The organism is Streptosporangium sp. NPDC048047 (assembly GCF_040653115.1).
GTDB lineage: Bacteria > Actinomycetota > Actinomycetes > Streptosporangiales > Streptosporangiaceae > Streptosporangium.
Window position 1 is genome coordinate 46,880 of the sequence record NZ_JBEZNH010000012.1, and the last position, 21,034, is coordinate 67,913.

Annotated in this window: 20 protein-coding genes, 1 pseudogene and 1 riboswitch; of the genes and pseudogenes, 11 read left to right on the forward strand and 10 right to left on the reverse strand. The window is 72.5% G+C overall.

Annotated features, from left to right (window positions below):
- Positions 1-625 precede the first annotated feature (625 nt).
- Together AB0D67_RS13325 and AB0D67_RS13330 are read left to right on the forward strand one after the other, a co-directional pair.
- The gene (locus AB0D67_RS13325; RefSeq protein ID WP_362933485.1) at positions 626-1,405 is read left to right on the forward strand and encodes a GntR family transcriptional regulator; all 780 of its coding nucleotides are present in this window, start codon (positions 626-628) and stop codon (positions 1,403-1,405) included.
- 211 nt (positions 1,406-1,616) lie between these two features.
- On the forward strand, positions 1,617-2,123 hold the full coding sequence (locus AB0D67_RS13330; RefSeq protein WP_362933488.1) for a DinB family protein: 507 nt from the start codon (positions 1,617-1,619) through the stop codon (positions 2,121-2,123).
- 26 nt (positions 2,124-2,149) lie between these two features.
- Here AB0D67_RS13330 and AB0D67_RS13335 read toward each other — a convergent pair whose 3' ends face one another.
- The 4 genes from AB0D67_RS13335 to AB0D67_RS13350 all read right to left on the reverse strand — a co-directional run bounded on the left by AB0D67_RS13335 (position 2,150) and on the right by AB0D67_RS13350 (position 5,716).
- The gene (locus AB0D67_RS13335; RefSeq protein WP_362933491.1) at positions 2,150-2,653 is read right to left on the reverse strand and encodes a pyridoxamine 5'-phosphate oxidase family protein; all 504 of its coding nucleotides are present in this window, start codon (positions 2,651-2,653) and stop codon (positions 2,150-2,152) included.
- A gap of 204 nt (positions 2,654-2,857) precedes the next feature.
- Positions 2,858-3,817, reverse strand: coding sequence for a CU044_5270 family protein (locus tag AB0D67_RS13340; RefSeq protein WP_362933494.1), 960 nt, complete (start codon positions 3,815-3,817; stop codon positions 2,858-2,860).
- Positions 3,814-4,437, reverse strand: coding sequence for an RNA polymerase sigma factor (locus tag AB0D67_RS13345; protein WP_362933497.1), 624 nt, complete (start codon positions 4,435-4,437; stop codon positions 3,814-3,816). Before AB0D67_RS13345 ends, AB0D67_RS13340 begins: the two co-directional genes overlap by 4 nt.
- Before the next feature lie 190 nt (positions 4,438-4,627).
- Positions 4,628-5,716 (reverse strand): SAM-dependent methyltransferase, encoded by a 1,089-nt coding sequence (locus tag AB0D67_RS13350; RefSeq protein WP_362933500.1) that lies wholly within the window; start codon positions 5,714-5,716, stop codon positions 4,628-4,630.
- 171 nt (positions 5,717-5,887) lie between these two features.
- Between AB0D67_RS13350 and AB0D67_RS13355 the strand changes: the two genes are divergently transcribed.
- From AB0D67_RS13355 to panD, 3 genes are all read left to right on the forward strand, one after another.
- Positions 5,888-6,778, forward strand: a complete 891-nt coding sequence (locus AB0D67_RS13355) for a DUF2520 domain-containing protein (RefSeq protein ID WP_362933503.1) — start codon at positions 5,888-5,890, stop codon at positions 6,776-6,778.
- On the forward strand, positions 6,769-7,626 hold the full coding sequence (gene panC / locus AB0D67_RS13360) for a pantoate--beta-alanine ligase (protein WP_362933506.1): 858 nt from the start codon (positions 6,769-6,771) through the stop codon (positions 7,624-7,626). The genes AB0D67_RS13355 and panC overlap by 10 nt, the downstream gene beginning before the upstream one ends.
- Before the next feature lie 246 nt (positions 7,627-7,872).
- On the forward strand, positions 7,873-8,310 hold the full coding sequence (panD, locus tag AB0D67_RS13365) for an aspartate 1-decarboxylase (RefSeq protein ID WP_362933509.1): 438 nt from the start codon (positions 7,873-7,875) through the stop codon (positions 8,308-8,310).
- 205 nt (positions 8,311-8,515) lie between these two features.
- On the opposite strand, the gene AB0D67_RS13370 is transcribed toward panD, so the two are convergent.
- The 5 genes from AB0D67_RS13370 to AB0D67_RS13390 all read right to left on the reverse strand — a co-directional run bounded on the left by AB0D67_RS13370 (position 8,516) and on the right by AB0D67_RS13390 (position 12,222).
- Positions 8,516-9,073, reverse strand: a complete 558-nt coding sequence (locus AB0D67_RS13370; RefSeq protein WP_362933512.1) for a TetR-like C-terminal domain-containing protein — start codon at positions 9,071-9,073, stop codon at positions 8,516-8,518.
- Positions 9,066-9,929 (reverse strand): alpha/beta hydrolase, encoded by an 864-nt coding sequence (locus AB0D67_RS13375; protein ID WP_362933515.1) that lies wholly within the window; start codon positions 9,927-9,929, stop codon positions 9,066-9,068. Before AB0D67_RS13375 ends, AB0D67_RS13370 begins: the two co-directional genes overlap by 8 nt.
- A gap of 144 nt (positions 9,930-10,073) precedes the next feature.
- Positions 10,074-10,709 (reverse strand): hypothetical protein, encoded by a 636-nt coding sequence (locus tag AB0D67_RS13380; protein WP_362933518.1) that lies wholly within the window; start codon positions 10,707-10,709, stop codon positions 10,074-10,076.
- A gap of 57 nt (positions 10,710-10,766) precedes the next feature.
- On the reverse strand, positions 10,767-11,378 hold the full coding sequence (locus AB0D67_RS13385) for an RNA polymerase sigma factor (RefSeq protein WP_362933521.1): 612 nt from the start codon (positions 11,376-11,378) through the stop codon (positions 10,767-10,769).
- 115 nt (positions 11,379-11,493) lie between these two features.
- Positions 11,494-12,222, reverse strand: coding sequence for an SDR family oxidoreductase (locus AB0D67_RS13390; protein WP_362933524.1), 729 nt, complete (start codon positions 12,220-12,222; stop codon positions 11,494-11,496).
- Positions 12,223-12,428: 206 nt separating this feature from the next.
- Between AB0D67_RS13390 and AB0D67_RS13395 the strand changes: the two genes are divergently transcribed.
- The 4 genes from AB0D67_RS13395 to AB0D67_RS13410 all read left to right on the forward strand — a co-directional run bounded on the left by AB0D67_RS13395 (position 12,429) and on the right by AB0D67_RS13410 (position 18,238).
- Entirely contained in the window at positions 12,429-14,984 is a 2,556-nt protein-coding gene (locus tag AB0D67_RS13395) for an L-aspartate oxidase (RefSeq protein ID WP_362933527.1), read from the forward strand.
- A gap of 5 nt (positions 14,985-14,989) precedes the next feature.
- Positions 14,990-15,772, forward strand: a complete 783-nt coding sequence (locus AB0D67_RS13400; protein WP_362933530.1) for a type III pantothenate kinase — start codon at positions 14,990-14,992, stop codon at positions 15,770-15,772.
- Between the two features lie 24 nt (positions 15,773-15,796).
- Positions 15,797-17,299, forward strand: coding sequence for a bifunctional lysylphosphatidylglycerol synthetase/lysine--tRNA ligase LysX (gene lysX, locus AB0D67_RS13405; RefSeq protein WP_362933533.1), 1,503 nt, complete (start codon positions 15,797-15,799; stop codon positions 17,297-17,299).
- Between the two features lie 690 nt (positions 17,300-17,989).
- A complete protein-coding gene (locus tag AB0D67_RS13410; RefSeq protein WP_179822022.1) occupies positions 17,990-18,238 on the forward strand; it encodes a LuxR C-terminal-related transcriptional regulator in 249 nt (82 codons plus the stop codon).
- Between the two features lie 195 nt (positions 18,239-18,433).
- Here AB0D67_RS13410 and AB0D67_RS13415 read toward each other — a convergent pair whose 3' ends face one another.
- The gene (locus AB0D67_RS13415) at positions 18,434-19,483 is read right to left on the reverse strand and encodes an NlpC/P60 family protein (RefSeq protein WP_362933536.1); all 1,050 of its coding nucleotides are present in this window, start codon (positions 19,481-19,483) and stop codon (positions 18,434-18,436) included.
- 5 nt (positions 19,484-19,488) lie between these two features.
- Positions 19,489-19,642: riboswitch (cyclic di-AMP (ydaO/yuaA leader) on the reverse strand.
- A 337-nt stretch (positions 19,643-19,979) separates the two neighbouring features.
- Here AB0D67_RS13415 and AB0D67_RS13420 point away from each other — a divergent pair.
- Both AB0D67_RS13420 and AB0D67_RS13425 read left to right on the forward strand, forming a co-directional pair.
- The gene (locus AB0D67_RS13420; RefSeq protein ID WP_362933538.1) at positions 19,980-20,663 is read left to right on the forward strand and encodes an amino-acid N-acetyltransferase; all 684 of its coding nucleotides are present in this window, start codon (positions 19,980-19,982) and stop codon (positions 20,661-20,663) included.
- Between the two features lie 88 nt (positions 20,664-20,751).
- Positions 20,752-21,034: pseudogene (locus AB0D67_RS13425) on the forward strand (hypothetical protein); the annotation flags it as partial.

A 21,034-nucleotide genomic window follows, 5' to 3' on the forward strand; every position in this document is an offset into this window, starting at 1 on the left:
CGGGATCTCGTTGCCCGCGCCGACAGCGGGCGGAACAGAGGCCGCCACGCCCCGGGGCTCCTGCGGGACGGGGACCTGAGGTGCGCGGGCCTGAAGGGCGGGTCGCGCGTCCAGCGGGCGCCCGGCCGTCGGCGCCTGCCGGACGGGGGGCGGGACCCGCCGGACCGCCGGGACGGTCGGCTCGGAGCGGCGCTGGGCGGGCACCAGGGGGATCACCTCGGCCGGCGCCACGACGACGGGCGGCGCGAAGCGCGGCACGCGCCTCGGCTCCAGCCGGTGATGCGTATCCATCCTCTCGGCCATCAGCTCGCCGGATGGCTGCGCGTAGTCGTGGTCGGCGGCCCGGCCGGGGCAGCCGTGCCCGTACGGCGGGTGCCCGCAGTGGGCACATCCCATCGGCATCGGCGGCCCGTCGGCGAAACAACCGCATCCGCTGATCGCGGCTCGGTCGAGCACCGGAGCACCAGTGTTCGTCATGGGTCAGGAGCTGCTTCCTGATCAAGGGCCCGTCAGGCGTTGCGAGCGTCCTGGCGGGTCCATCTAAGTGTCGTAGGACACATAAAGTTAAGGCCGGTCAGGCTTGTCGTCAAGGAAATGGCCTACGACACTTCGGTAGGGTGCTCATATGCACCCAGATCCTCAGTCACCCGCGCAGCGCATCGTGGCCGATCTGCGCGACGACATCGCGGCCGGTCGTCTGCCCGCCGGAGCCAGGCTGCCCTCCGTCCGGGATCTCGCCGAGCGTTACGACGTGTCCCGGAGTACGGCGAGCAAGGCGCTGATCCTGCTCAGGAACGAAGGGTCGGTGGTCACCCGGCACGGCTCGGGCGCCTACGTGCGCGAGTCGTATCCGATCCGCCGGTTGGGACCGGACCGCTACGCGCGGCACCGCTGGGAGCAGACCGGCGTCGAGGCGTTCGCCACCGGTGCTCCGGACAGCGACTCCACCCGCCAGCGGGGACACCAGACACAGGACGTGTCCCTTGTCGCCGCCGATGAACCGGTCGCCGCCGCGCTCGGTGTCGAGGCGGGCTCTCCGGTGTACGAACGGGCACGCGTCATGACCCGTGACGGTGTCCCCACCCACACGATGACCTCGTACTATCTGCCCGCCCATGTCGAGGGCACGCCCCTGGTCGATCCCGCGCCCGGGATCGCCGGTCCGGGCGGCGGGTTCCGCGTGCTGGCCGATCAGGGTCTTCCCCCGCACGAGATCACCGAGGACATCCAGGCCCGCATGCCCACCGCCGAGGAGACCCTCCTCCTCGATCTCCCCTCGGGGGAACCGGTCGTGGAGGTGCGGCGCGTCACCCGTACGGCCGATGGACAGGTGGTCGAGTACGCGCGTGGGGTGCACGCGGCGAGCCGGTTCGTGTGGTCGTACACCTACGCGATTCCTGACTGAACCTTCCGGAGGACGCCGGTACGGCGGGGGCCGCCTGGACTCGCGGTGACGGCGGGCCGCTATGTTCTCCCGGAGCGGTGCGGGCACGCGCCGGGGCTCGGAGCCGGTACAGCCCGGCGCCGGGGGACCGCCGGTGAACATCGCGATCACGCCGTCCTTGCGGTGCGGTACGGCCCGGCACCGGGGAACCGCCGATCGGAAGGGGCAGGCAGTGACCACGGAGCGGATCGGGCCGCCGTTGACCGCGGGGGAGCGGGAGACGCTGCGCGCCTTCCTCGACTACCACCGCGCGACGCTGGCCATGAAGTGCGACGGCCTGTCCGACGAGGAACTGCGGCGGCGGTCGATGCCGCCCTCGACGCTCTCGCTGCTCGGCCTGGTGCGCCACATGGCCGAGGTGGAGCGCACGTGGTTCCGCAAGGTGATCAACGGCGAGGACGTCCCGCTCGTCTGGTCGGACGAGGGCGACTACCAGGTGGCCTATGACGCGAGCGCGTCCACCCGCGCGGAGGCGTTCGCCGCCTGGCAGTCGGAGGTGGAGCACTCCCGCCGGATCGAGCGGGAGGCCGAGTCGCTCGACGTGACGGCGTACAACCCCAGGTGGGACGAGGAGGTCTCGCTGCGGCTGGTGATGCTGCACCTGATCCACGAGTACGCCCGCCACAACGGGCACGCCGACCTCCTGCGCGAGGGCGTGGACGGGACCGTCGGCGCCTGAGAGGCCGCCGGGGGAACCGGTGACGGTCAGGCGGGGAAGCGGTAGCGGGTCTGGCTGTAGGGCGCCTTGCCGAAGGCCAGCACCTTCGCCGGGGTGACGCCGAAGACCAGCGCCCGCCGGCCGTCGCCGCCGCGGAACATCCCGTCGGCGACCTCGTAGTCCCAGTCGAGCTCGGTCTTCCACCGCTCCGCGAGCCTGCCGAGCGGTTCCTCGTCGGTCACCCGTACGGCGGTCCCCTCCACCACGACGTCGAGCCCGGACCTGAGCCGGTCGGTGCCGGTGGTCAGGACGCATCGGGGGTCGTGCTCCAGGTTCCTCGCCTTCTGCTCGCCGGGGCCGGTGCTGAAGTGCAGCGCCCCGTCGAGCCAGATCGCCGGGAGCGGCGTGACGTGCGGCCGCCCGTCGCGGCGTACGGTCGACAGCCAGAACATCTCCGCAGCCGACAGCACGCCGGCCACCTCCCGCCACGGCCGCGCCTCGGCGCCGGGCTCGCTGAACCCCTCGTGCAGCTCTGTGATCGGCTCGAACATGGGAATGTCCTCCTTCTCCGGGCGTGTGCGTCCCTACCCGGGGACAGACCGCCCGGAGGAGGAGAACTCATCGCCCCGGCGGTCATCGCGTCATGGCTGCGAATCATCGCGGGCGAAGCAGCCATGACGCCATGGTCCACCCCGTGTGACGCGCCCCCGCGACCGTCACGTCCGGACGGGGTGGACCTCCCGGAGCCCGTCGCGTCAGGGGATCTGGCCGGGCTCGTCGACGACGCCGGAGCCCAGCACCGACATGGCGGCGGTGTCGTCGCCGTTCACGACCTTCGTGCCGAGGTAGTGGTAGTCCCGGGCGTCGAGGATGTAGTACCCCTTGCCCGCCGGCCCGAGGTCGAGCACGACGCCGACCCCCGTACGGCCGTCTCCGTCCGTGGCGTTCTCCTCGATCCTGACGTTCGGGATCCTCGCCAGCGCCCGGTACATCGCCGCGGTCTTCTCCGGGGAGATGAGGGGACCGTACTTGAGGTACCACCCGATGGCCCCGAACGCCTTGACGTCCGTCTCGGTCCCGGCCGGGCAATCTGGCTGGCAGATCGACAGCGGGGACATGTCCCGCTCCATGCCGCGGAAGTGCGCGAGCAGCGCGTCCGGATCGGTCGGCAGGGCGTCCACGTCACGCTGGGTCCTGACGGGGTTCGTCGGCCCCTTCTCCCCATCGCCGATCTTGAGGTTTCCCCCTTCCTCCCGGAGGGCCTCCTTGCGCCCGTCCATCCGGGTCCAGGTCTCGAACGTCGGCAGGCCTCCGTTCGGGAAATGCTGCGACTCTCTGCGGTAGACCCACCGGTCCGGACGGATGTCGGCGTCCTCGGCGCGGGCGGCGACGAGCGCGGCGTTCTCAAGGACGACGGCCGCGCTGGGCGGCCGGCCGGCCGACGGCCCGGCGACGGCCGGCCGCTCCCGGGGTTCCCCGGTCCCGCCGATCCCACCGGTCCCTCCGGCCTGGAGCGCGACCACGGCGCTCGCCGCGAGGCCCGCCCCGGCCAGGGCGAGACCCCAGCGCGGGCGGAACGCCGGACGTGAGGGCCGCCCGCCCGGGGACGGGGAGCCGTCGCGGATCTCGGCGAGCAGCCGGTGCTCCTCCGCGCGCACGTCGGGCCGGTGCGGGACCTCGTCCCGCAGGCTCGTGAGCAGCTCGATCTCATTCATCCGATCTCCCTTTCGTTCTCGATGGCCGGATCGACGCCGCCGAGCGCCCGGCGCAGCCTCTCCCGGGCCCGGCTGATCCGCGAGCGCACTGTCCCCACCGGGACGCCGAGCGCCAGCGCGGCCTGCTCGTAGTTGAGATCACCCCACGTGACCAGCAGCAGCGTGTCCCGGTACGGCCGGGAGAGCCCGGCCAGCGCGGCGGCGAGCCGTCGCCGCTGCCCGTCCGCCGCCACCCTCCGGTCGACCTCGTCGGTGAACGGCTCGACCACCGGGTCCGTCCCCGTACGGCTCAGCGCCCGGTACATGCCGATCTCCTGGCGGCGGTGGCGCCTCATGAGGTTGGTGGCGATGCCGTACAGCCACGGCCGGGCGTCGCCGTAGGCCGGGTCGTACGACTCCCGGCGCTGGAAGGCCAGCGTGAAGGTCTCGGCGACGATGTCCTCGGCCGGGTCCTGGCCCAGCCGCCTGATGACGTAACGCTTGAGCGCCGGCGCGTGGCGGGCGAACAGTACGGCGAACTGTTCGGGTTCGTACCGGGATCGTGTGATCACCGTGGCGTCGTCGGTCCCGTCCGGGGCTGCGGGCCGAGGTGGTGTCGCCGCCCGGCTCTCCTGTCGCATCTGGTGCCTCTCGCTGTCCGTCCTGACACCTGTGATTGCCGCGGACCCCATCCACGGTTCCCGGAAAAAACGAGATTTCCGGAAAGTTCATTCGCGACGGAGAAGGGTCAGGCGTCTCGGCCTGGACGCCCTGGACGCCCTGGACGCCCTGGACGCCCTGGACCGGGAGGAACCGGGAGGGACGGCCGGATCAGAGACGTGACTGGGCCAGCCAGCCGAAGTCGCCCAGGCCGCCCGTGGCGATCAGTTCCGCCTCCTGGGACGCTCTGGCGAGGGCCCGGAGGTAGCCGCGCGGGTCGGTGCGGGCGAGCTCGTCAGGCGGGCGGGTACCGGTGACGCCGAGGCCGAGGAGCGCCCGGCGCTGGGTGGTCAGCGTCGTGACGAGGCCCCCGACGCCCCCGACGCCCCCGACGCCTCCGCCACCCCCGGCGTGTGTGCTCCGCGCCCCGGCGGTGGTCCCGGCTTCTCCGGTGTCCCCGGCCTTGCCCGTGTCGCCGGTCTCCCCGCCGGCCCCGGCGCGTTCACCGGCCGCCGCGCAGGCGTCCAGGGCCACGTGGGCGGTGACGTCGCACGACCCGTCCGGCACCGGCGGGACCAGGGACCCGTCGCGGTAACCGGTCAGCGTGCCGTACGGCGGGCGCTCGGCCAGGGAGTGCGCGTAGTCGATCGCGACGGCCTCCCCGGCCGCCAGCCGTACGATCACCGAGGCCCACGCCTCGTCGCGCGGTCTGCCGATCTCGGCACGCTCGCCGGGCGACCGCATCGGCCACCAGCGGTTCAGCCAGGCGAGGTCGGCGTCGCAGGGGGCCTCCCCGAGGCGTTCCGCGCCGTCCACGGGGTCCACCAGGACCAGCCGGGGGCCGTCCGCCGTCTGCTCGGCGACGTCCAGGGGCACGTTGTCCAGCCACTCGTTGGCGATCACCAGGCCGCGGACGCCGTTCGGTACGGCGTGCGCCCACCGGATCTCCGCCGGCAGCGAGGGCGGCCGGGACGCGAGGTCCACCCCGGTCGCCCGCAGCCGCTCGCGGAGGCCGGGTGGCGCGGCGGTGAGCACCCGGGCGGCCAGCTCGCCCTCACCGGCGCCGACGTCCACCAGGTCGACCACCGGCGGGTTGCCGAGCGCGTCGTCCACCGCCACCAGCCGGCGCAGCACCGCCTCGGCGAAGACGGGGGAGGCGCCGACGGAGGTCCGGAAGTGCCCGGAGGGACGCTCCCGCAGGTAGAAGCCGTTCTCTCCGTAGAGCGCTTGCTCCATCGCGACGCGCCAGGTGAGCCACACGCCCACGACGCTACCGGTCCGGCGGTGTTCCACGGGGGCCGATGATCCACTCAGCGCATGGCCGTACGGCGCGGGCGTTCCGGCACGTGCCGGTGCGTGGCCGGGAAAGCCGAGCCCGTTACTCTGGTCAACTGGACACGGAGCCCCCGATGCGGTCAAGGACAGGACAACATGGACGCAGGTGATCATCCGGCGCGCCTTGCCGTCGGGGTCGTCGGGGCCGGCCGGGTCGGCTCGGCCCTCGGTGCGGCCCTGGCGCGGGCGGGCCACCGGATCGTCGCGGCGAGCGGCGTCTCCGACTCCTCCAGGGAACGGGCGACCGAGCGGCTCGGCGTCACCCCGTGCCGTCCGGAGGAGGTGGTGGCGCAGTCCGACCTCGTCCTGCTGACGGTCCCCGACGACGTCCTGCCGGACCTGGTCTCCGGCCTCGCCGGCACCGGCGCCGACCTGCGCGGCAAGATGGTCGCCCACACCAGTGGCGCGTACGGCCTGGGCGTGCTGGACCCGGCCGCCAAGGCGGGCGCGCTGCCGCTGGCGCTCCACCCGGTGATGACCTTCACCGGCCGGGACGACGACCTGCGCCGCCTCGTCGGCATCTCCTACGGGGTCACCGCGCCCGGCCCGCTCCGCCCGGTCGCCGAGGCGCTGGTCATCGAGATGGAGGGCGAGCCGGTCTGGATCGAGGACGCCGACCGGCCGCTTTACCACGCCGCACTCGCCGGCGCCGCCAACCACATGGTCACGCTCGTCGCCGAGTCCGCCGACCTCCTGGGGCGGATCGGCGTGGAGCAGCCGGGCAGGATGCTCGGCCCGCTGCTGGGCGCCGCCCTGGACAACGTGCTGCGGCTCGGCCTCGCGGGACTGACCGGGCCCGTGGTGCGCGGGGACGCCGGGACGGTGCGCAAGCACATCGACGCCCTCATCCTGGCCGCTCCCGAGGCGGCGGACGCCTACGTGGCGCTCGCTAGGCTCACGGCGGACCGGGCGCTGGCGGCCGGGCTGCTCAAGCCCGAGACCGCCGAGCGCCTCCTGGACGCGCTGGGAGGCAACATATGGACGTGATCGTGGCGCGCAACCGCGCCGAGCTGGCCGAGGCGCGCCGGGCGCTCGGGGCGCACGGCGGGATCTCCCGGAGTACGGCGGAGCTGGCGCTGGTGCCGACGATGGGCGCGCTGCACGAGGGGCACCGCTCGCTCATGCGGCTGGCCCGGGAGCGGGCGGACCACGTCGTCGTGAGCGTCTTCGTGAACCCCTTGCAGTTCGGCCCGGCCGAGGACTTCTCCCGTTACCCCCGGACGTTCGACGCGGACCTTGCGGTGTGCGCCGCCGAGGGGGTGAGCGTGGTGTTCGCGCCCTCCGCCGACGACATGTACCTGCCGGACCGGCAGGTCGGCGTGTCGGCGGGGCGGATGGGCACGATCGCCGAGGGCGCCTTCCGGCCCGGCCACCTCGACGGCGTGCTGACCGTGGTGCTCAAGCTGTTCAACCTGGTACGGCCGGACGTGGCGGTGTTCGGCCGGAAGGACGCCCAGCAGCTCGCGATGATCCGCCGGATGGTCGCCGACCTCGACGTGCCGGTCGCGGTCGTCGGCGGCCCCACGGTCCGCGAGGCCGACGGCCTGGCGCTGTCCAGCCGCAACCGGTACCTGTCCGGCGACGACCGGCGGGCCGCGCTGAGCCTGTCCCGGGCGCTGTTCGCGGGGGCTGGGCGGCGGACGCCCGCGGAGATCCGCCGGGCCGCGCGGGAGGTCCTGGACGGCGAGCCCGCGGTGTCCCTCGACTACCTCGTCCTGGTCGACCCGGCCACCTTCGAGGAGGCCGGCGACGACCATGAGGGGGAGGCGATCCTGGCCGTGGCGGCGAAGGTCGGTTCCACCCGGCTGATCGACAACGTGACCGTCACGCTCTGACGCCTCCGCGCGTCTCCCGGCGGCGGCCCGCGGCGATCGGGGCGGCGACGCGGCGGGTGCGGGAGATCTCCGCGCGTCTCCCGAGCACGGCCCGCGGTCCCGTCACGTGACGGGACCGGACGCCCCTGTGGAATCCGATGGGAACGGAGCACACGGCGAACAGATCCCGGGACGGGCTCGGATATATTCCGCATCAGGCGTGCACGCCACGGGGCGGCGCGACCACACGGAAGGGCTTCTTCAGGCATGTTCCGGACCATGCTCACCTCCAAGATCCACCGGGCCGTCGTCACCCAGGCCGACCTGCACTACGTGGGATCGGTGACGATCGACGAGGACCTGCTGGACGCCGCGGGACTGCTCCCCGGCGAGCAGGTGCACATCGTCGACATCGACAACGGCGCCCGGCTGGTGACCTACACGATCCCCGGCCCCCGCGGCTCGGGGGTCATCGGCATCAACGGCGCCGCCGCCCGGCTCGTCCACGTGGGCGACCTGGTGATCATCATCGGGTACGGCCAGATGGAGGACGCCGAGGCCAGGAGCTTCCGGCCCCGGATCGTCCACGTCGACAGCGGCAACCGGATCACCGGCCTCGGCCACGACCCCGCCGAGGCGCCGGAGCCGGCCGTCCCGGGGGCCGGGGACCTCCTGCGCGGCGACGAGCGGTACGTCCCGGCGTAGGCGTTCCGGCCGGTTCCGGGACCTCCGTTCCCGCGGATCCCGGGTCCTGTCGCCCGCACCGCTGAGCACGCGGTACGCAGACGCCCCGTCCCCGCGGATCCCGGGACCGGTCCCGGGATCTTCCGCGCGGCGGCGGGCCGTACCTCCCGATACGGGCGTTCCGGCCGGCCTCGGGGTCCCGATCCCCGCGCGGGACGTTCCGGGGTCAGGGCCGGGGCTCGCGCAGGCCGGCGATGACCATGCGGGTGAGCAGCTCGTAGGTGTCGTCGAGCGACTCGGGCAGGCCGAACGCGCCCGCGGCCTCCAGCAGGGAGAAGCCGTGGACGGCCGAGCGCAGGCAGCGGACCGCGTGGACCGTCTCGGGGTCGGTCAGGTCGTAGGAGCGCAGGGCCGCTGACATGACGTCCACCAGGTGTCCTCCCGCCTCGGCCACGCCCGGCTGCGGGCTCTGGATCATGGCCGCGTAGCGGCCGGGGTGGGCCCGGACGTACGAGCGCCAGGCGGCCATCAGGGCGCGCAGGGCCTCGTCGCCCGATCGGCCGAGCACGGCGTCGCCGATGCGGGCCGAGATCTCGCCCATCACGTGTGCGGAGAGGAGCTCGCGCAGCTCGGCGAGGTTCCGCACGTGCTTGTACAGGGACGGCGTGGCCACTCCGGCACGGGCGGCCACCGCCGCCAGGGTGAGCGCGGCGGGACCCTCCTCGTCCACGACGCGCAGCGCGAGGCCGACGACGGCCTCCCGGGACAGGGAGGCCCTAGGCACGGGCGTGGTCCTTGAGGAAGGGCAGAATCGCGGCGGCGACCTCCTCGGGAAACTGGGTGTGCGGGTAGTGCCCGGCGCCTTCGATCATCACGTACGACCCCTGTCCTTCGGGCAGGGCGGCGACGATGGAGCGGGCCTCGGCCTCGGGGTCGACCCAGTCGGGGTCGAGGGCGCCCATCACGACGAGGGCGGGACGCCGGAGTTCCGGCAGGGCCTCGCCGGCGTCGTGCGGGGCGGCGAAGCCCATCGACGAGACCACGGCCATCCGGCCCGGCCTGCTCAGGTCGGCCTCCAGGGCGGCGAGGTAGTCCGTCCAGTCGGCGGGCTTGACTCCGGGGACGGCCACGTCGAGGTAGCGCTTCCACATGGCGGGGCTCTTGAACATGGCCGCGCCCAGGAGCCGCAGCATGCCCGCGCGGTGGCGGCGGACGCGCAGGAGGCCGCCGAGGTCGAACCGCTGCGGGCGGGTGAACGGGCAGATCTCGACGACGGCGCCGACCAGGTCGGGCCGTCGCGCGGCGGCGATGGTGGCCGCGCCGCCGGAGAACGAGTGACCGACGATCACGGCGGGGCCGCCCAGGTGCTCGATCAGCGCGATCAGGTCGCCGGCGGTGTCGGTGCGGGTGTACGAGGACCAGCCGAGCGTGGACTCGCCGTGCCCGCGCAGGTCGGTGGCGGCGACCCGGTATCCGGCGGCGGTGAGCAGGGGGATGAGGAAGCGGTACGCCTCCTTGTTGTTGCCCATGCCGGGTGCCAGGACGACCAGCGGGCCCTCCCCGGCCACCTGGTACGTGATCTCGCCGCCGTCGATCTTCAGCGTCCCGGTCATCGCCCGCCCCTCTCGGCTAATCTTCATAGCCTGAAAGCTAATGTAATTAGCCGAGAGAGTCAAGCAGCGATTTTCACGGAAAAATCCGTTCATGTCGGCGACGGCGGCGCGTGGATCCCGCCGGGCGGAACCGCCGGCACGGCCCCACAGGCCGCACCGGCGGCCGGCCGGTCAGCGGTACTCGTCGAACCCGGGGGTCGGGGAGTCGACGAGGACGCACGGCGCCACGGTCCCGTTCGTGATCCGGGCCAGGGACGCCATGACGACGCCGTGGGGGTTGCCCCGCATCTCGGCGAACTGCAGCATCGCCGTCTGGCCGGGCTTGAGGACGGACGGGTGGAGCAGTACGGCGGTCTCGTCGAGGGTGTCGACGGTCCCGGCCTGCTCGCCGTCCAGGGTCAGGAGGTCATCGGCCTCGCTTCTCGGCAGGAAGTCGCCGCGCGTCCCCTCGCACCGCTTGCCCGGCGGCACATAGTCCACGACCGCGTTGAGCCCGAGGTCCTTCAGGTCGGCCTCCAGCTTCTTGGCGTCCCTGAACTCCTTGATCTGCACCCGGATCGAGCCGTCCGGGGTCTTGTCCACCGCGTAGGCCGGGGCCCCGCCGATCACCAGCGGTACGGCGACCGCCGCGGCGGCGGCCACGGCGGCGGCGAGGGCGAGGACCGGGCGGCGGAACGGGAGACGCCGGGCCGGGACGGGCCGCGGGTCCTGCTGGATCTCCTGCATCAGGAACTCCTTGATCTTTTGATGGCGGTCCGCCGGAAGCGCGCGTTCGGTGTTCGCCCAGGGGCCGGGATCGACGTTCATCGACTCTCCTCGAAAAGGGTGGAGACGCCCGCCCTCAGGCGGGAGAAGGGCGTGGGGTCAGGCGGTGTTCTCCCGGACGGACCGGACCGCGGTTCCGCGGTCACCATCTATCTGTCCGCGGCCGGCGCGCGGTTCCGGGGGCTTCGCCGTACCGGTGAGGGCGGCGAGCTTCCTGCGGGCCCGGGACAGCCGGGAGCGCACGGTGCCCACCGGCAGGCCGAGTGCCCGCGCGGCCTCGGCGTAGCCCAGGCCGGCCCCCACGCACAGGGCGAGGACCTCCCGCTCGGAACGGCGCAGCGCGGTCAGGGCGGCCCGTATCTCGTCCAGGGACCGCCGGTCGTCCAGGCGGCCCGCGACCTCGTCGGCGATGTCCGGCTCCGCCGTGCCCGGGGGGAGTCTGGCGAGGGCGGCCCGGTACCGGCGGGCGGCGCGGGTGGTGTTGCGCGCGACGTTCGTGGCGATGCCCAGCAGCCAGGGGCGCAGCGAGCCGCCGACGGCGTCGACCCTGGCCCGCAGCCGCCACGCCTCCAGGAAGGTCAGCGAGACGATGTCCTCGGCGGCCGACCAGTCACCGGTCAGGCGGAAGGCGTGGCTGTACACCGATCCGGCGCACTGGTCGAAGAGCTGCCCGAACGCGTCGGCGTCACCGGCGCGTACCCGGGCATGCATATCTGTTTCCACGCCTATGTACTGTCCGGCGGGAACGTCATGGTTCGGCAATCCGGTGGTCTTCGTGTGCCCGGTGCCCCCTTCGTGTTCCCGGCGGCGTGCCCTCTCGGGGGCCCTACATGCCCCCCGCCACCCGCAGGACCGCCCCCGTCGTGTAGGAGGCGTCGGCCGAGAGCAGCCAGGAGACGGCTCCGGTGATCTCCTCCGGCCTTCCCGCGCGGCCCATGGGGATGGTTCCGGCGAGCTTCGCCGGGCGCTGCGGGTCGGCGTGGAACTCCGTCCAGATGATGCCGGGGGCCACGCAGTTGACCCGGATGCCGTCGGCGGCGACCTCCTTGGCCAGGCCGACGGTCATGGCGTCCACGGCGGCCTTGGTGGCGGCGTAGTGGACGTACTGGCCGGGGCTGCCGAGGGTGGCCGCGGCCGAGGAGATGTTCACGATCGCCCCGCCGCCGGTCCGCGACATGTCCCGTACGGCACGGCGGGCGCACAGCAGGTAGCCGAGCACGTTGACCTCCAGCGCGCGGCGCATGCCGCCGGCGTCGGCGTCCGCGAGGCGGCCGTTGCCGCCGCTGATCCCGGCGTTGTTGACCAGCCCGGTGACCGGGCCGAGCTCGGCGGCGGCGTCGAAGAGGCGTTCCACGGAGGTCTCGTCGGCGGTGTCGGCCGGGACGGTGAGGCAGCGGCGGCCGGCCGCGCGGACGGTCTCGGCGACGGCCTCCGCGGCGTCGGCGTCGGAGCGGTAGCCCACGACGACGTCGTGGCCGTCGGCGGCGAGACGGGCGCAGATCGCGGCGCCGATGCCGCGGCTGCCCCCGGTCACGACGGTGACGGGCTGGTGCATGTCGGACCTCCGGGACGATGGACCGCGCCCTGACCCTCCGAGGCGGCCTCGATGAAAAAGATCATCTGATCATCCCATGAAAGACCCTCTGTGGACCAGGGTCCGGGACGTCTTGAAGGCACCCCGGGGAAGAAGCATCATCCGGCGGGCGTTATCGTCACATTGACGAAATCAGGTGCCTCTACCCATCCCACAAGGAGGCGGCAATGACGATCCCGGCCATCCCCCAGAGGCTGACCGCGCCCCCGCCTGGCTGGACGGTCGAGGCCGACGTGGTCGTGGTGGGCTCCGGCGTCGCGGGCCTGACCCTGGCCCTGCGGTACGCGGCCCTCGAACCCGCCGCCCGGGTCCTGGTCGTCACCAAGGACGTGCTGTCGTCGGGGTCCACCCGCTGGGCGCAGGGCGGGATCGCCGCCGTGCTCGACCCCGCCGACACCCCGGAGGAGCACCTGTCCGACACCCTCCTCGCCGGGGTCGGCCTCTGCGACACCGAGGCGGTGCGGGCCATGGTCACCGAGGGCCCGGACGCCCTGCGCCGGTTGATCGCCACCGGGGCGCGGTTCGACACCGACGCCGCGGGCGAGCTCCAGCTCACCCGCGAGGGCGGCCACCGGCGCGACCGCATCGTCCACGCGGGCGGCGACGCCACCGGAGCCGAGGTGCAACGGGCCCTGGTGCAGGCGGTCCGGGAGTCGGCGATCGAGGTCATCGAGCACGCCCTCGTGCTCGACCTGCTCAAGGACGCCGAGGGCCGGACCGCCGGGGTGACGCTCCACGTCATGGGCGAGGGCGAACGCGACGGCGTGGGCGCGGTCCGGGCCCGCGCCGTGGTGCTGGCCACCGGCGGCATGGGCCAGGTCTACGCCGCGACCACCAACCCCGTCGTCTCCACCGGCGACGGCGTGGCCCTCGCGCTGCGGGCCGGAGCCGTCGTGCGCGACCTGGAGTTCGTCCAGTTCCACCCGACCGTGCTCTGGCTGGGAGAGGACGCCACCGGCCAGCAGCCGCTGATCTCCGAGGCGGTCCGCGGCGAGGGCGCGGTGCTCGTCGACGCCGACGGCACCCGCTTCATGCGGGGGGTCCACGAGCTGGCCGACCTCGCCCCCCGCGACGTCGTGGCCAAGGCGATCATGCGGCGGATGCGCGAGACCGGCGCCGCCCACATGTACCTCGACGCCCGCCATTTCGGCGAGCACAAGTGGCGCACCCGCTTCCCGACGATCCACGCGGTCTGCCTGGAGCACGGCATCGACCCGGTGACGCAGCCCATCCCGGTCGCGCCCGCCGCCCACTACGCCAGCGGCGGCGTCCGCGTCGACCTGCGCGGCCGTACCGGTGTGCCGGGCCTGTACGCCTGCGGCGAGGTGGCCTGCACCGGCGTGCACGGCGCCAACCGGCTGGCCTCCAACTCGCTCCTCGAAGGGCTGGTCTTCGCCGAGCGGATCGCCGCCGACATCCACACCGTACGGCCGGCGCCCGGCGACTCCGTCCCCCTGCCCGTGCCCGTGCCCGTGCCCGACGGGCGGCCGGCCGGCCTCGCCGACCCCCGGACCCGCCCCCGGATCCAGGCGCACATGAGCCGGGGCGCGGGCGTGCTGCGCGGCGAGGAGTCGCTGGCCGAGGTCGCCAAGGCCCTGCTGGGCGCGCGGTGGACCCCGGTGGCGGTCGAGCCGTGCACCGAGTCGTGGGAGGCCACGAACCTGCTGACCGTCGCGTCGGCACTGGTCGCGGCGGCCCGCAACCGGGAGGAGACCCGCGGCTCGCACTGGCGCGAGGACTTCCCCGACCGGAATGATGCCTGGTGGCTGGGCCACCTGGACCTGACCCTGACATCGGAGGGAATCACGATGACGTACGTGCCCCACGAGCGGCGCACGACCGGGCTGCCGCCGCGGGCGGCGGCCGAACTCACCGAGGCGGGCCTCGACCCCGCCGGGGTGGAGGCGGTCGTGGAGGCCGCGCTGCGGGAGGACCTCCAGGAGGCCGGCGACGTCACCAGCGCCGCCACCATCCCCGCCGGCCGTACCGACACCGCCGACGTGGTGGCCCGCGCGGACGGGGTGGTCTGCGGGCTGGCCCTCGCCGAGGCCGTCTTCTCCCGCGTCGGCGGGGACGGCGTCGTGGTCGAGCGCCGCGTCAAGGACGGCGAGCGGGTCTCCCGCGGCGACGTCCTGATGACGGTCACCGGCGCCACCCGCGACCTGCTGACCGCCGAGCGGACCGCCCTCAACCTGCTCACCCACCTGTCCGGCGTCGCGACCCTCACCGGCCGCTGGACCGAGGCCGTGGCGGGCACCGGCGCGCGGATCAGGGACAGCCGCAAGACGCTGCCCGGCCTGCGGGCCCTTGAGAAGTACGCCGTCCGCTGCGGCGGCGGGGTCAACCACCGCATGTCGCTTTCGGACGCCGCCCTGATCAAGGACAATCACGTCGTGGCCGCCGGCGGGGTGGCGGAGGCGTTCCGGGCCGTCCGCGACGCGTACCCCGGGTTGCCGATCGAGGTCGAGGTCGACCGGATCGACCAGATCGAGCCGGTGCTCGCGGAAGGAGCCGAGGAGATCCTGTTGGACAATTTCAGCGTGGAAGACCTGGCGCGGGCCGTACGGCTGGTGGGCGGCAGGGCACGACTGGAGTCCAGCGGAGGGCTGACCTTGGATTCGGCGCGTGAGGTGGCCGCGACCGGCGTCGACTATCTCGCCGTGGGCGCGCTCACCCACTCGGCGCCCGCGCTGGACATCGCCATGGACCTTCGAGGGAACTGATACTGATGCTGCTCGCCATCGACGTCGGCAACACCCACACCGTTCTCGGCCTGTTCGAGGGCGAGGAGGTCATCGAGCACTGGCGCATCGCCACCGACGCCCGGCGCACGGCCGACGAGATAGCCGTGGTGCTGCAGGGCCTGCTCGGCCAGTCACCGCTGCTCAAGGGCACCGACGTCAATGGCATCGTCATCTGCTCCACGGTGCCGTCGGTGCTCAACGAGATGCGGGAGATGTGCCGCCGCTACTACGGCGACGTCAACGCCGTGATCGTCGAGCCCGGCGTCCGCACCGGCGTGCCGGTCCGGATGGACAACCCCAAGGAGGTCGGCAGCGACCGCATCGTCAACGCGCTCGCCGCCATCAACCTGTACGGCGGGCCCTGCGTGATCGTCGACTTCGGCACCGCGACCTCCTTCGACGCCGTCTCCGCCAAGGGCGAGTACGTCGGCGCGGTCACCGCTCCCGGCATCGAGATCTCGGTGGACGCCCTGGCGGCGGCCGGCGCGCAGCTGCACAAGGTGGAGCTGGTCCGGCCGCGTTCGGTGATCGCCAAGAACACCGTCGAGGCGCTCCAGGCCGGCATCATCTACGGCTTCGCCGGCCAGGTGGACGGGATCGTCGAGCGGATGGCGGCCGAGCTGGCCGACGACCCCGACGACGTCACGGTCGTCGCCACCGGCAGCGCGGCGCAGCTCGTGGTGGGGGAGGCCCGCTCGATCGACGTCCACGAGCCGTGGCTCACTTTGATCGGGCTCAGGCTGATCTATAACAGAAACGTTCCGTAGCCGGACATCGGTACCCTTGGCTCTGTGACCGCTGACCTGACGAACCCGGCCGACGATCTGCCCGAGCAGATGCGTGTGCGCCGGGAGAAGCTCGATCGCCTCCGTGCCGAGGGTGTCGACCCCTACCCGGTGACCTTCCCGCGCACCGCGACCAACGCCGAGATCCGCGAGAAATACGCCGATCTCGCCGCTGACACCGCGACCGGCGACAAAGTGGGCGTCACCGGCCGCGTCATGTTGTCCCGGACCGGTGGCAAGCTCTGCTTCGCCACCATCCGCGACGGCTCGGCCGATCTCCAGGTCATGATCTCCCTGGACAGGGTCGGCGAGGAGTCCCTGGCCGCGTGGAAGCGCGACGTCGACCTCGGCGACCAGATCGGCATCGAGGGCGAGGTCATCACCTCCCGCCGGGGCGAGCTGTCCATCCTCGCCGACCGCTGGGCGATCACCTCCAAGTGCCTGCGCCCGCTGCCGGAGAAGCACGTCGGCCTGACCGACCCCGAGGCGCGGGTCCGCCAGCGCTACGTGGACCTCGTCGTCAACGACGAGGCCCGGAGGATGGCCTACACCCGCAGCGCCGTCGTGCGGGCGATCCGCGACTTCTGGCACGGCGAGGGCTACCTCGAGGTCGAGACGCCGATGCTGCAGCGCATCCACGGCGGCGCTTCGGCCCGGCCGTTCAGGACGCACATCAACGCCTACGACATGGAGCTCTACCTTCGCATCGCGATCGAGCTCTACCTCAAGCGGCTCGTGGTGGGCGGCATCGAGAAGGTCTTCGAGATCAACCGCAACTTCCGCAACGAGGGCGCGGACGCCACCCACAACCCCGAGTTCACGATGATGGAGGCCTACGGCACCTATCTCGACTACAACGGCATCGCCGACCTGACCCAGCGGATGATCCAGAACGCGGTCGTGGCCGCGCTCGGCCACTCCGTGGTGGTCCACGAGGGGCAGGAGATCGACCTGGGCCTGCCCGAGTGGCCGCGCGTCACCGTCTACGGATCGGTCTCGGAGGCGCTGGGCGAGGAGGTGACGACCGAGACGCCGCTGGAGCACGTGCGCAAGCTCGCCGACGCGCGCGACATCCGCTGGGACCCCAAGTGGGGCCAGGGCAAGCTCGTCCAGGAGCTCTTCGAGGAGCTGGTCGAGCACACGCTCATCCAGCCGACGTTCGTCATGGACTACCCGCTGGAGACCTCACCGCTGGCCCGGACGCACCGGGACAACCCGCTGCTCACCGAGAAGTGGGACCTCATCGGGTTCGGCACCGAGCTCGGCACCGGCTACTCGGAGCTGAGCGACCCGATCGAGCAGCGCCGCCGCCTCACCGAGCAGTCGCTGCTCGCCGCGGGCGGCGACCCCGAGGCCATGCAGCTCGACGAGGACTTCCTCACCGCCCTGGAGTACGGCATGCCGCCCACCGGCGGCGTGGGGGTCGGTGTGGACCGCCTCGTCATGGCCTTCACCGGCAAGAACATCCGCGACACCATTCTGTTCCCGCTGGTGAAGCCCACCGGCTGAGCGTCACCGGGCCCGCCCCGCGGGCCCGGTCCGCCAGGCCCTCCGGCCTCGCCCGACGAGCCCGCGGTCCCCGTGGATCGCGGGCTCGTTCCGTTCCTCCCGCTGAGCGGAGACGCCATTTCCCCGATGATCCGGGCGGCCGGCGATCGGCTCCTCGCGGAATGCCGGAAAGCCGGTTTCATCCGACGGCCATTGCCCGATGATTTTCTCGGTGCCGTCAGGGGCGTGGCCGGGGGCCGCGGTCGACGGGATGCGCGACGCCCGCCGGGCCGATCGTTTTCTGCGGGAAATGCGGCGGGCGCCGGCCGTACGGCTCGTCCCGGCGGAGGACCCGCGGTGGCCCACGGAACGGTCCACGGCATGGCCCCACGGTGCGGCTCCGGGGCGGATCACGGTGATGACCTCGGCTCATGTCGCGGGCAGGCTGCGGACAGACCGCGGACACGCCTGGCGCGGGCCCCGGGCGCGACGGCGGTCCGGCGGCGCGCCCTCCGGCTCGGCAGCCGCTTAATCACAATGGGCCCGACATATCATGAGTACTTCATGTAACGCCCACTCTGTCAATAGTGTGGGCCATCTCTATGAAGAGCAGAGCTTGACGACCTTTGAACGGGGCGTTTACCGTTCCTGACGGGCGACATCGATTCCAGCGTGCTCACGCCTGAGTCCCGTTGCGGGGGGAGTTGCTAGATGGCATATCCGGAAGTGGATTCCCGCCGCGGCGAAAGTCTTCCGGGCACTGAGGATATCGATCTCAGCGAGGAGGACCTCGTGCTCCTGGCCGAGCTGGCCAAGGGCGTCACCGTCGACAGGGTGGGCCGCCGCCTCGACATCAGCGGCCGGACGGTCCGGCGCAGGCTGCGCGGGATCTGTGACCGCATCGGCGTGGCCACCGCGATCGAGGCGGTGGCCTGGGCCGCCCGCCGCCGCCTGATCTGACGCCGTACACCCGGCCGGTCCGCCGTGCACCGGCCGACCGGTCGTGGTCCGCCCGGTCAGGCCGTGCACCCTGCTGGTCGTGTGTCCGTCCGGCCGGTTCGTGCATCCGGCCGGTCATACGCCCGTCGGGTCAGGCCGGGCACCCTGCTGATCGTGTGCCCGGGTCCGTCCGGTCCGGCCGTACGCCGGCCGGATTCAGTCGGCGACGCGCACGCCCCCGGCGAAGGGCCGGTTGCCCATGGGGGCGATGCGGACCACGTCACCGGTCTGCGGGGCGTGGATCATCAGGCCGGCGCCGAGGTAGATCCCGACGTGATGCAGGTCGCTGTAGAAGAAGACCAGGTCGCCGGGGCGCAGTTGGTCGCGGGAGACGTGGGTGCCGGCGGTCCACTGGTCACCGGTGTAGTGGGGCAGGCTGATGCCGACCTTCTGGTAGGCCCACAGGACCAGCCCCGAGCAGTCGAAGGAGTTGGGTCCCTCGGCGCCCCAGACGTACGGCTTGAGCTGCTGGGTGAGCGCCCAGCGCACCGCCTCGGCCGCCTTGCCCTGGCCCACGACCGGAACGGTGAGCCTGGTCGCCCGGCCCTGCATGCCCTGGGCGCGGTCGCGGACCTCCCGGTAGAGGTTGCCCTCCAGCTTGCCGACCAGGCGTTCGATCTTGGAACGCTTGTCGCCGAGCTCGCCCAGCAGCTTCTTGACCTCGGCGGACCGGGCGCTGGCGCTGGCCCGGGCCTGCTCGGCGACCTTGAGCGCCTGGGCGACCTGGGCGACCTCCTCGCTCTGCCGCTGCTGGAGGGCGTAGCTGGTGGCGGCCTGGTCGAGGAAGGTGTCGGGGTCGCTCGACTGGGTGAAGGCGAGCGTGGAGCCCAGGCCCCCCGACATGTAGGTGCTCTGCGCGAGGAGGGTCGCCTTGGTGCGCCGGGACTCCAGCTCCGTCTCACTGGTGGACAGGTTCTTCTTGGCCACCTCGGCGGCGCGCTGCGCCTGCTTGAGCTTCACGCGTGCGCCGTTGTACTGCTCGGCGAGCGTCTCGACCTCGACGTGGAGCTTCTCGACCTGCTTGGCGAGCTGCCGGAGGTCCGGTTTCGGGTCCGCACCGGCGGACGTCATGGGAGCGCCGACCGCGAGGAGGGTGAACGCGAGCCCGATGGAGGCCGTCCGGCCGGAAAGGCGACGGGAGACGCGCTCCCGCATCGGGACGGGTCCGGCTGGACGTCCACTGCCACGGCGCGGCGTGCGCTTCACCAACGGGCTCCTCTCTCGGCCGCCTGCCGGGTTAGCTGACGGGTTCGGGCCGGAGGCAGCCCTACCGAGCACGCCGGTGACGGCTCGGATTCACCCCTGGGGACGCGTGGAGGGTGGGTCCCCGGCTCCCCGGGTCCGGGGATTCGGCGGGTCAGCTTTTCGGGGAAGCTGACATCGAGCACGGACATTAGTGCAATTGGAGGTTCATGCTCAACCAGAACCACAAAGTCGGTAGAGCTTTCACAACCGGAAAGTCACAGGCAGATCACATACTTTCATGATCCTCATGCCTGTCAACCTGGATCCATGTCGCTATGAGCGGCATACCGCCCATGTAGCCGCAGGCCCCGGTCCATGCCGAGGGCGAATGGCCGCCGTCACCGGGGTTTCCGGCCGGGCGCGACGGGGGTGACACCGGGAGCCGGGCGGTGCCGTTGTGACCGAAGTTACGGCTGGGCCGTAATGGGGGTGTGCCGAGGACGTACGCTGATCGGTCATGGAGCAGGTTGCGGAACCCTCCCCGGCGGCGGACGCCCTGACGGACGGGACCGGGGCGACGACCGGGTCGGCGAGCGGGGTCACGGCCGGGGCCACGGCGGGAGCCACAGCCGGGACCACCGGCGGGGTCACGGGCGAGGTCACGGTCCGGCGCGCCCGCACGCCGGACGTGCGGGCGATCCGGCGGCTGGTCGACACCTACGGCGGCGCCGGGCCGCGACTGCTGGAGAAGGCCACGGTCACCCTGTACGAGGACGTCCAGGAGTTCTGGGTGGCCGAGCGGGACGGGGCCGTCATGGGCTGCGGGGCGCTGCACGTCCTGTGGGAGGACCTCGCCGAGATCCGCACCGTCGCCGTCGATCCGGCGTGCCGGGGCCAGGGCATCGGCCACATGATCGTCTCGGCGCTGATCCGCACGGCCGGCGAACTCGGCCTGCGCAGGGTCTTCTGCCTCACCTTCGAGGTCGACTTCTTCGCGCGCCACGGCTTCCGGCGGATCCAGGGCACGCCCGTCTCGCCCGAGGTCTACGCCGAGTTGCTCGCCTCCTACGACGAGGGCGTCGCCGAATTCCTCGACCTGGAGCACGTGAAGCCGAACACCCTGGGGAACACGCGGATGCTGCTTCATCTGCCGCCCCAGGTCAGGCGCGATGACCGCAGTTGTGACTGTGACAAAAGGTGACTCTCGGACGACTATCTCGATACCTTGTGCTGCAACGTGCATGTGAGTCTCGAATGCGCCGCATGCGTAGTCGAAGTGAGGTGACGCGGTGACCAACGGACAGCCGCCGTATCCGCAGGATGATCCCGACCGCGATCGCACCCCGTCGGGACACTCCGGATACGGCTCGCACGACACGGGTCAGGGCCCCGGGGATCTCGACCCCGACGCGACGGTGGTGGGGTACCGGACGGACGGCACCGGACCCGGGCAGAACCAGCCCGGTTACGGCCAGCCCGGCGGTTACGGCCAGCAGGGCACGCAGCCGGGGTACGGTCAGCAGCCGTCCTACGACCAGGGTGCCTACGGTCAGCAGGGGGCGCAGCCGGGCT

Bases quoted from the DNA above. Each gene is read 5' to 3' on its own strand.
- AB0D67_RS13335 (WP_362933491.1), bottom strand. From the start codon at position 2,653: ATGTTCGAGCCGATCACAGAGCTGCACGAGGGGTTCAGCGAGCCCGGC.
- AB0D67_RS13355 (WP_362933503.1), top strand. From the start codon at position 5,888: ATGGACGCAGGTGATCATCCGGCGCGCCTTGCCGTCGGGGTCGTCGGG.
- AB0D67_RS13400 (WP_362933530.1), top strand. From the start codon at position 14,990: ATGCTGCTCGCCATCGACGTCGGCAACACCCACACCGTTCTCGGCCTG.
- AB0D67_RS13340 (WP_362933494.1), bottom strand. From the start codon at position 3,817: ATGAATGAGATCGAGCTGCTCACGAGCCTGCGGGACGAGGTCCCGCAC.
- AB0D67_RS13325 (WP_362933485.1), top strand. From the start codon at position 626: ATGCACCCAGATCCTCAGTCACCCGCGCAGCGCATCGTGGCCGATCTG.
- AB0D67_RS13385 (WP_362933521.1), bottom strand. From the start codon at position 11,378: ATGCATGCCCGGGTACGCGCCGGTGACGCCGACGCGTTCGGGCAGCTC.
- AB0D67_RS13395 (WP_362933527.1), top strand. From the start codon at position 12,429: ATGACGATCCCGGCCATCCCCCAGAGGCTGACCGCGCCCCCGCCTGGC.
- AB0D67_RS13345 (WP_362933497.1), bottom strand. From the start codon at position 4,437: ATGCGACAGGAGAGCCGGGCGGCGACACCACCTCGGCCCGCAGCCCCG.
- AB0D67_RS13390 (WP_362933524.1), bottom strand. From the start codon at position 12,222: ATGCACCAGCCCGTCACCGTCGTGACCGGGGGCAGCCGCGGCATCGGC.
- AB0D67_RS13380 (WP_362933518.1), bottom strand. From the start codon at position 10,709: ATGAACGTCGATCCCGGCCCCTGGGCGAACACCGAACGCGCGCTTCCG.
- panD (WP_362933509.1), top strand. From the start codon at position 7,873: ATGTTCCGGACCATGCTCACCTCCAAGATCCACCGGGCCGTCGTCACC.
- AB0D67_RS13420 (WP_362933538.1), top strand. From the start codon at position 19,980: ATGGAGCAGGTTGCGGAACCCTCCCCGGCGGCGGACGCCCTGACGGAC.
- AB0D67_RS13410 (WP_179822022.1), top strand. From the start codon at position 17,990: ATGGCATATCCGGAAGTGGATTCCCGCCGCGGCGAAAGTCTTCCGGGC.
- AB0D67_RS13375 (WP_362933515.1), bottom strand. From the start codon at position 9,929: ATGAAGATTAGCCGAGAGGGGCGGGCGATGACCGGGACGCTGAAGATC.
- panC (WP_362933506.1), top strand. From the start codon at position 6,769: ATGGACGTGATCGTGGCGCGCAACCGCGCCGAGCTGGCCGAGGCGCGC.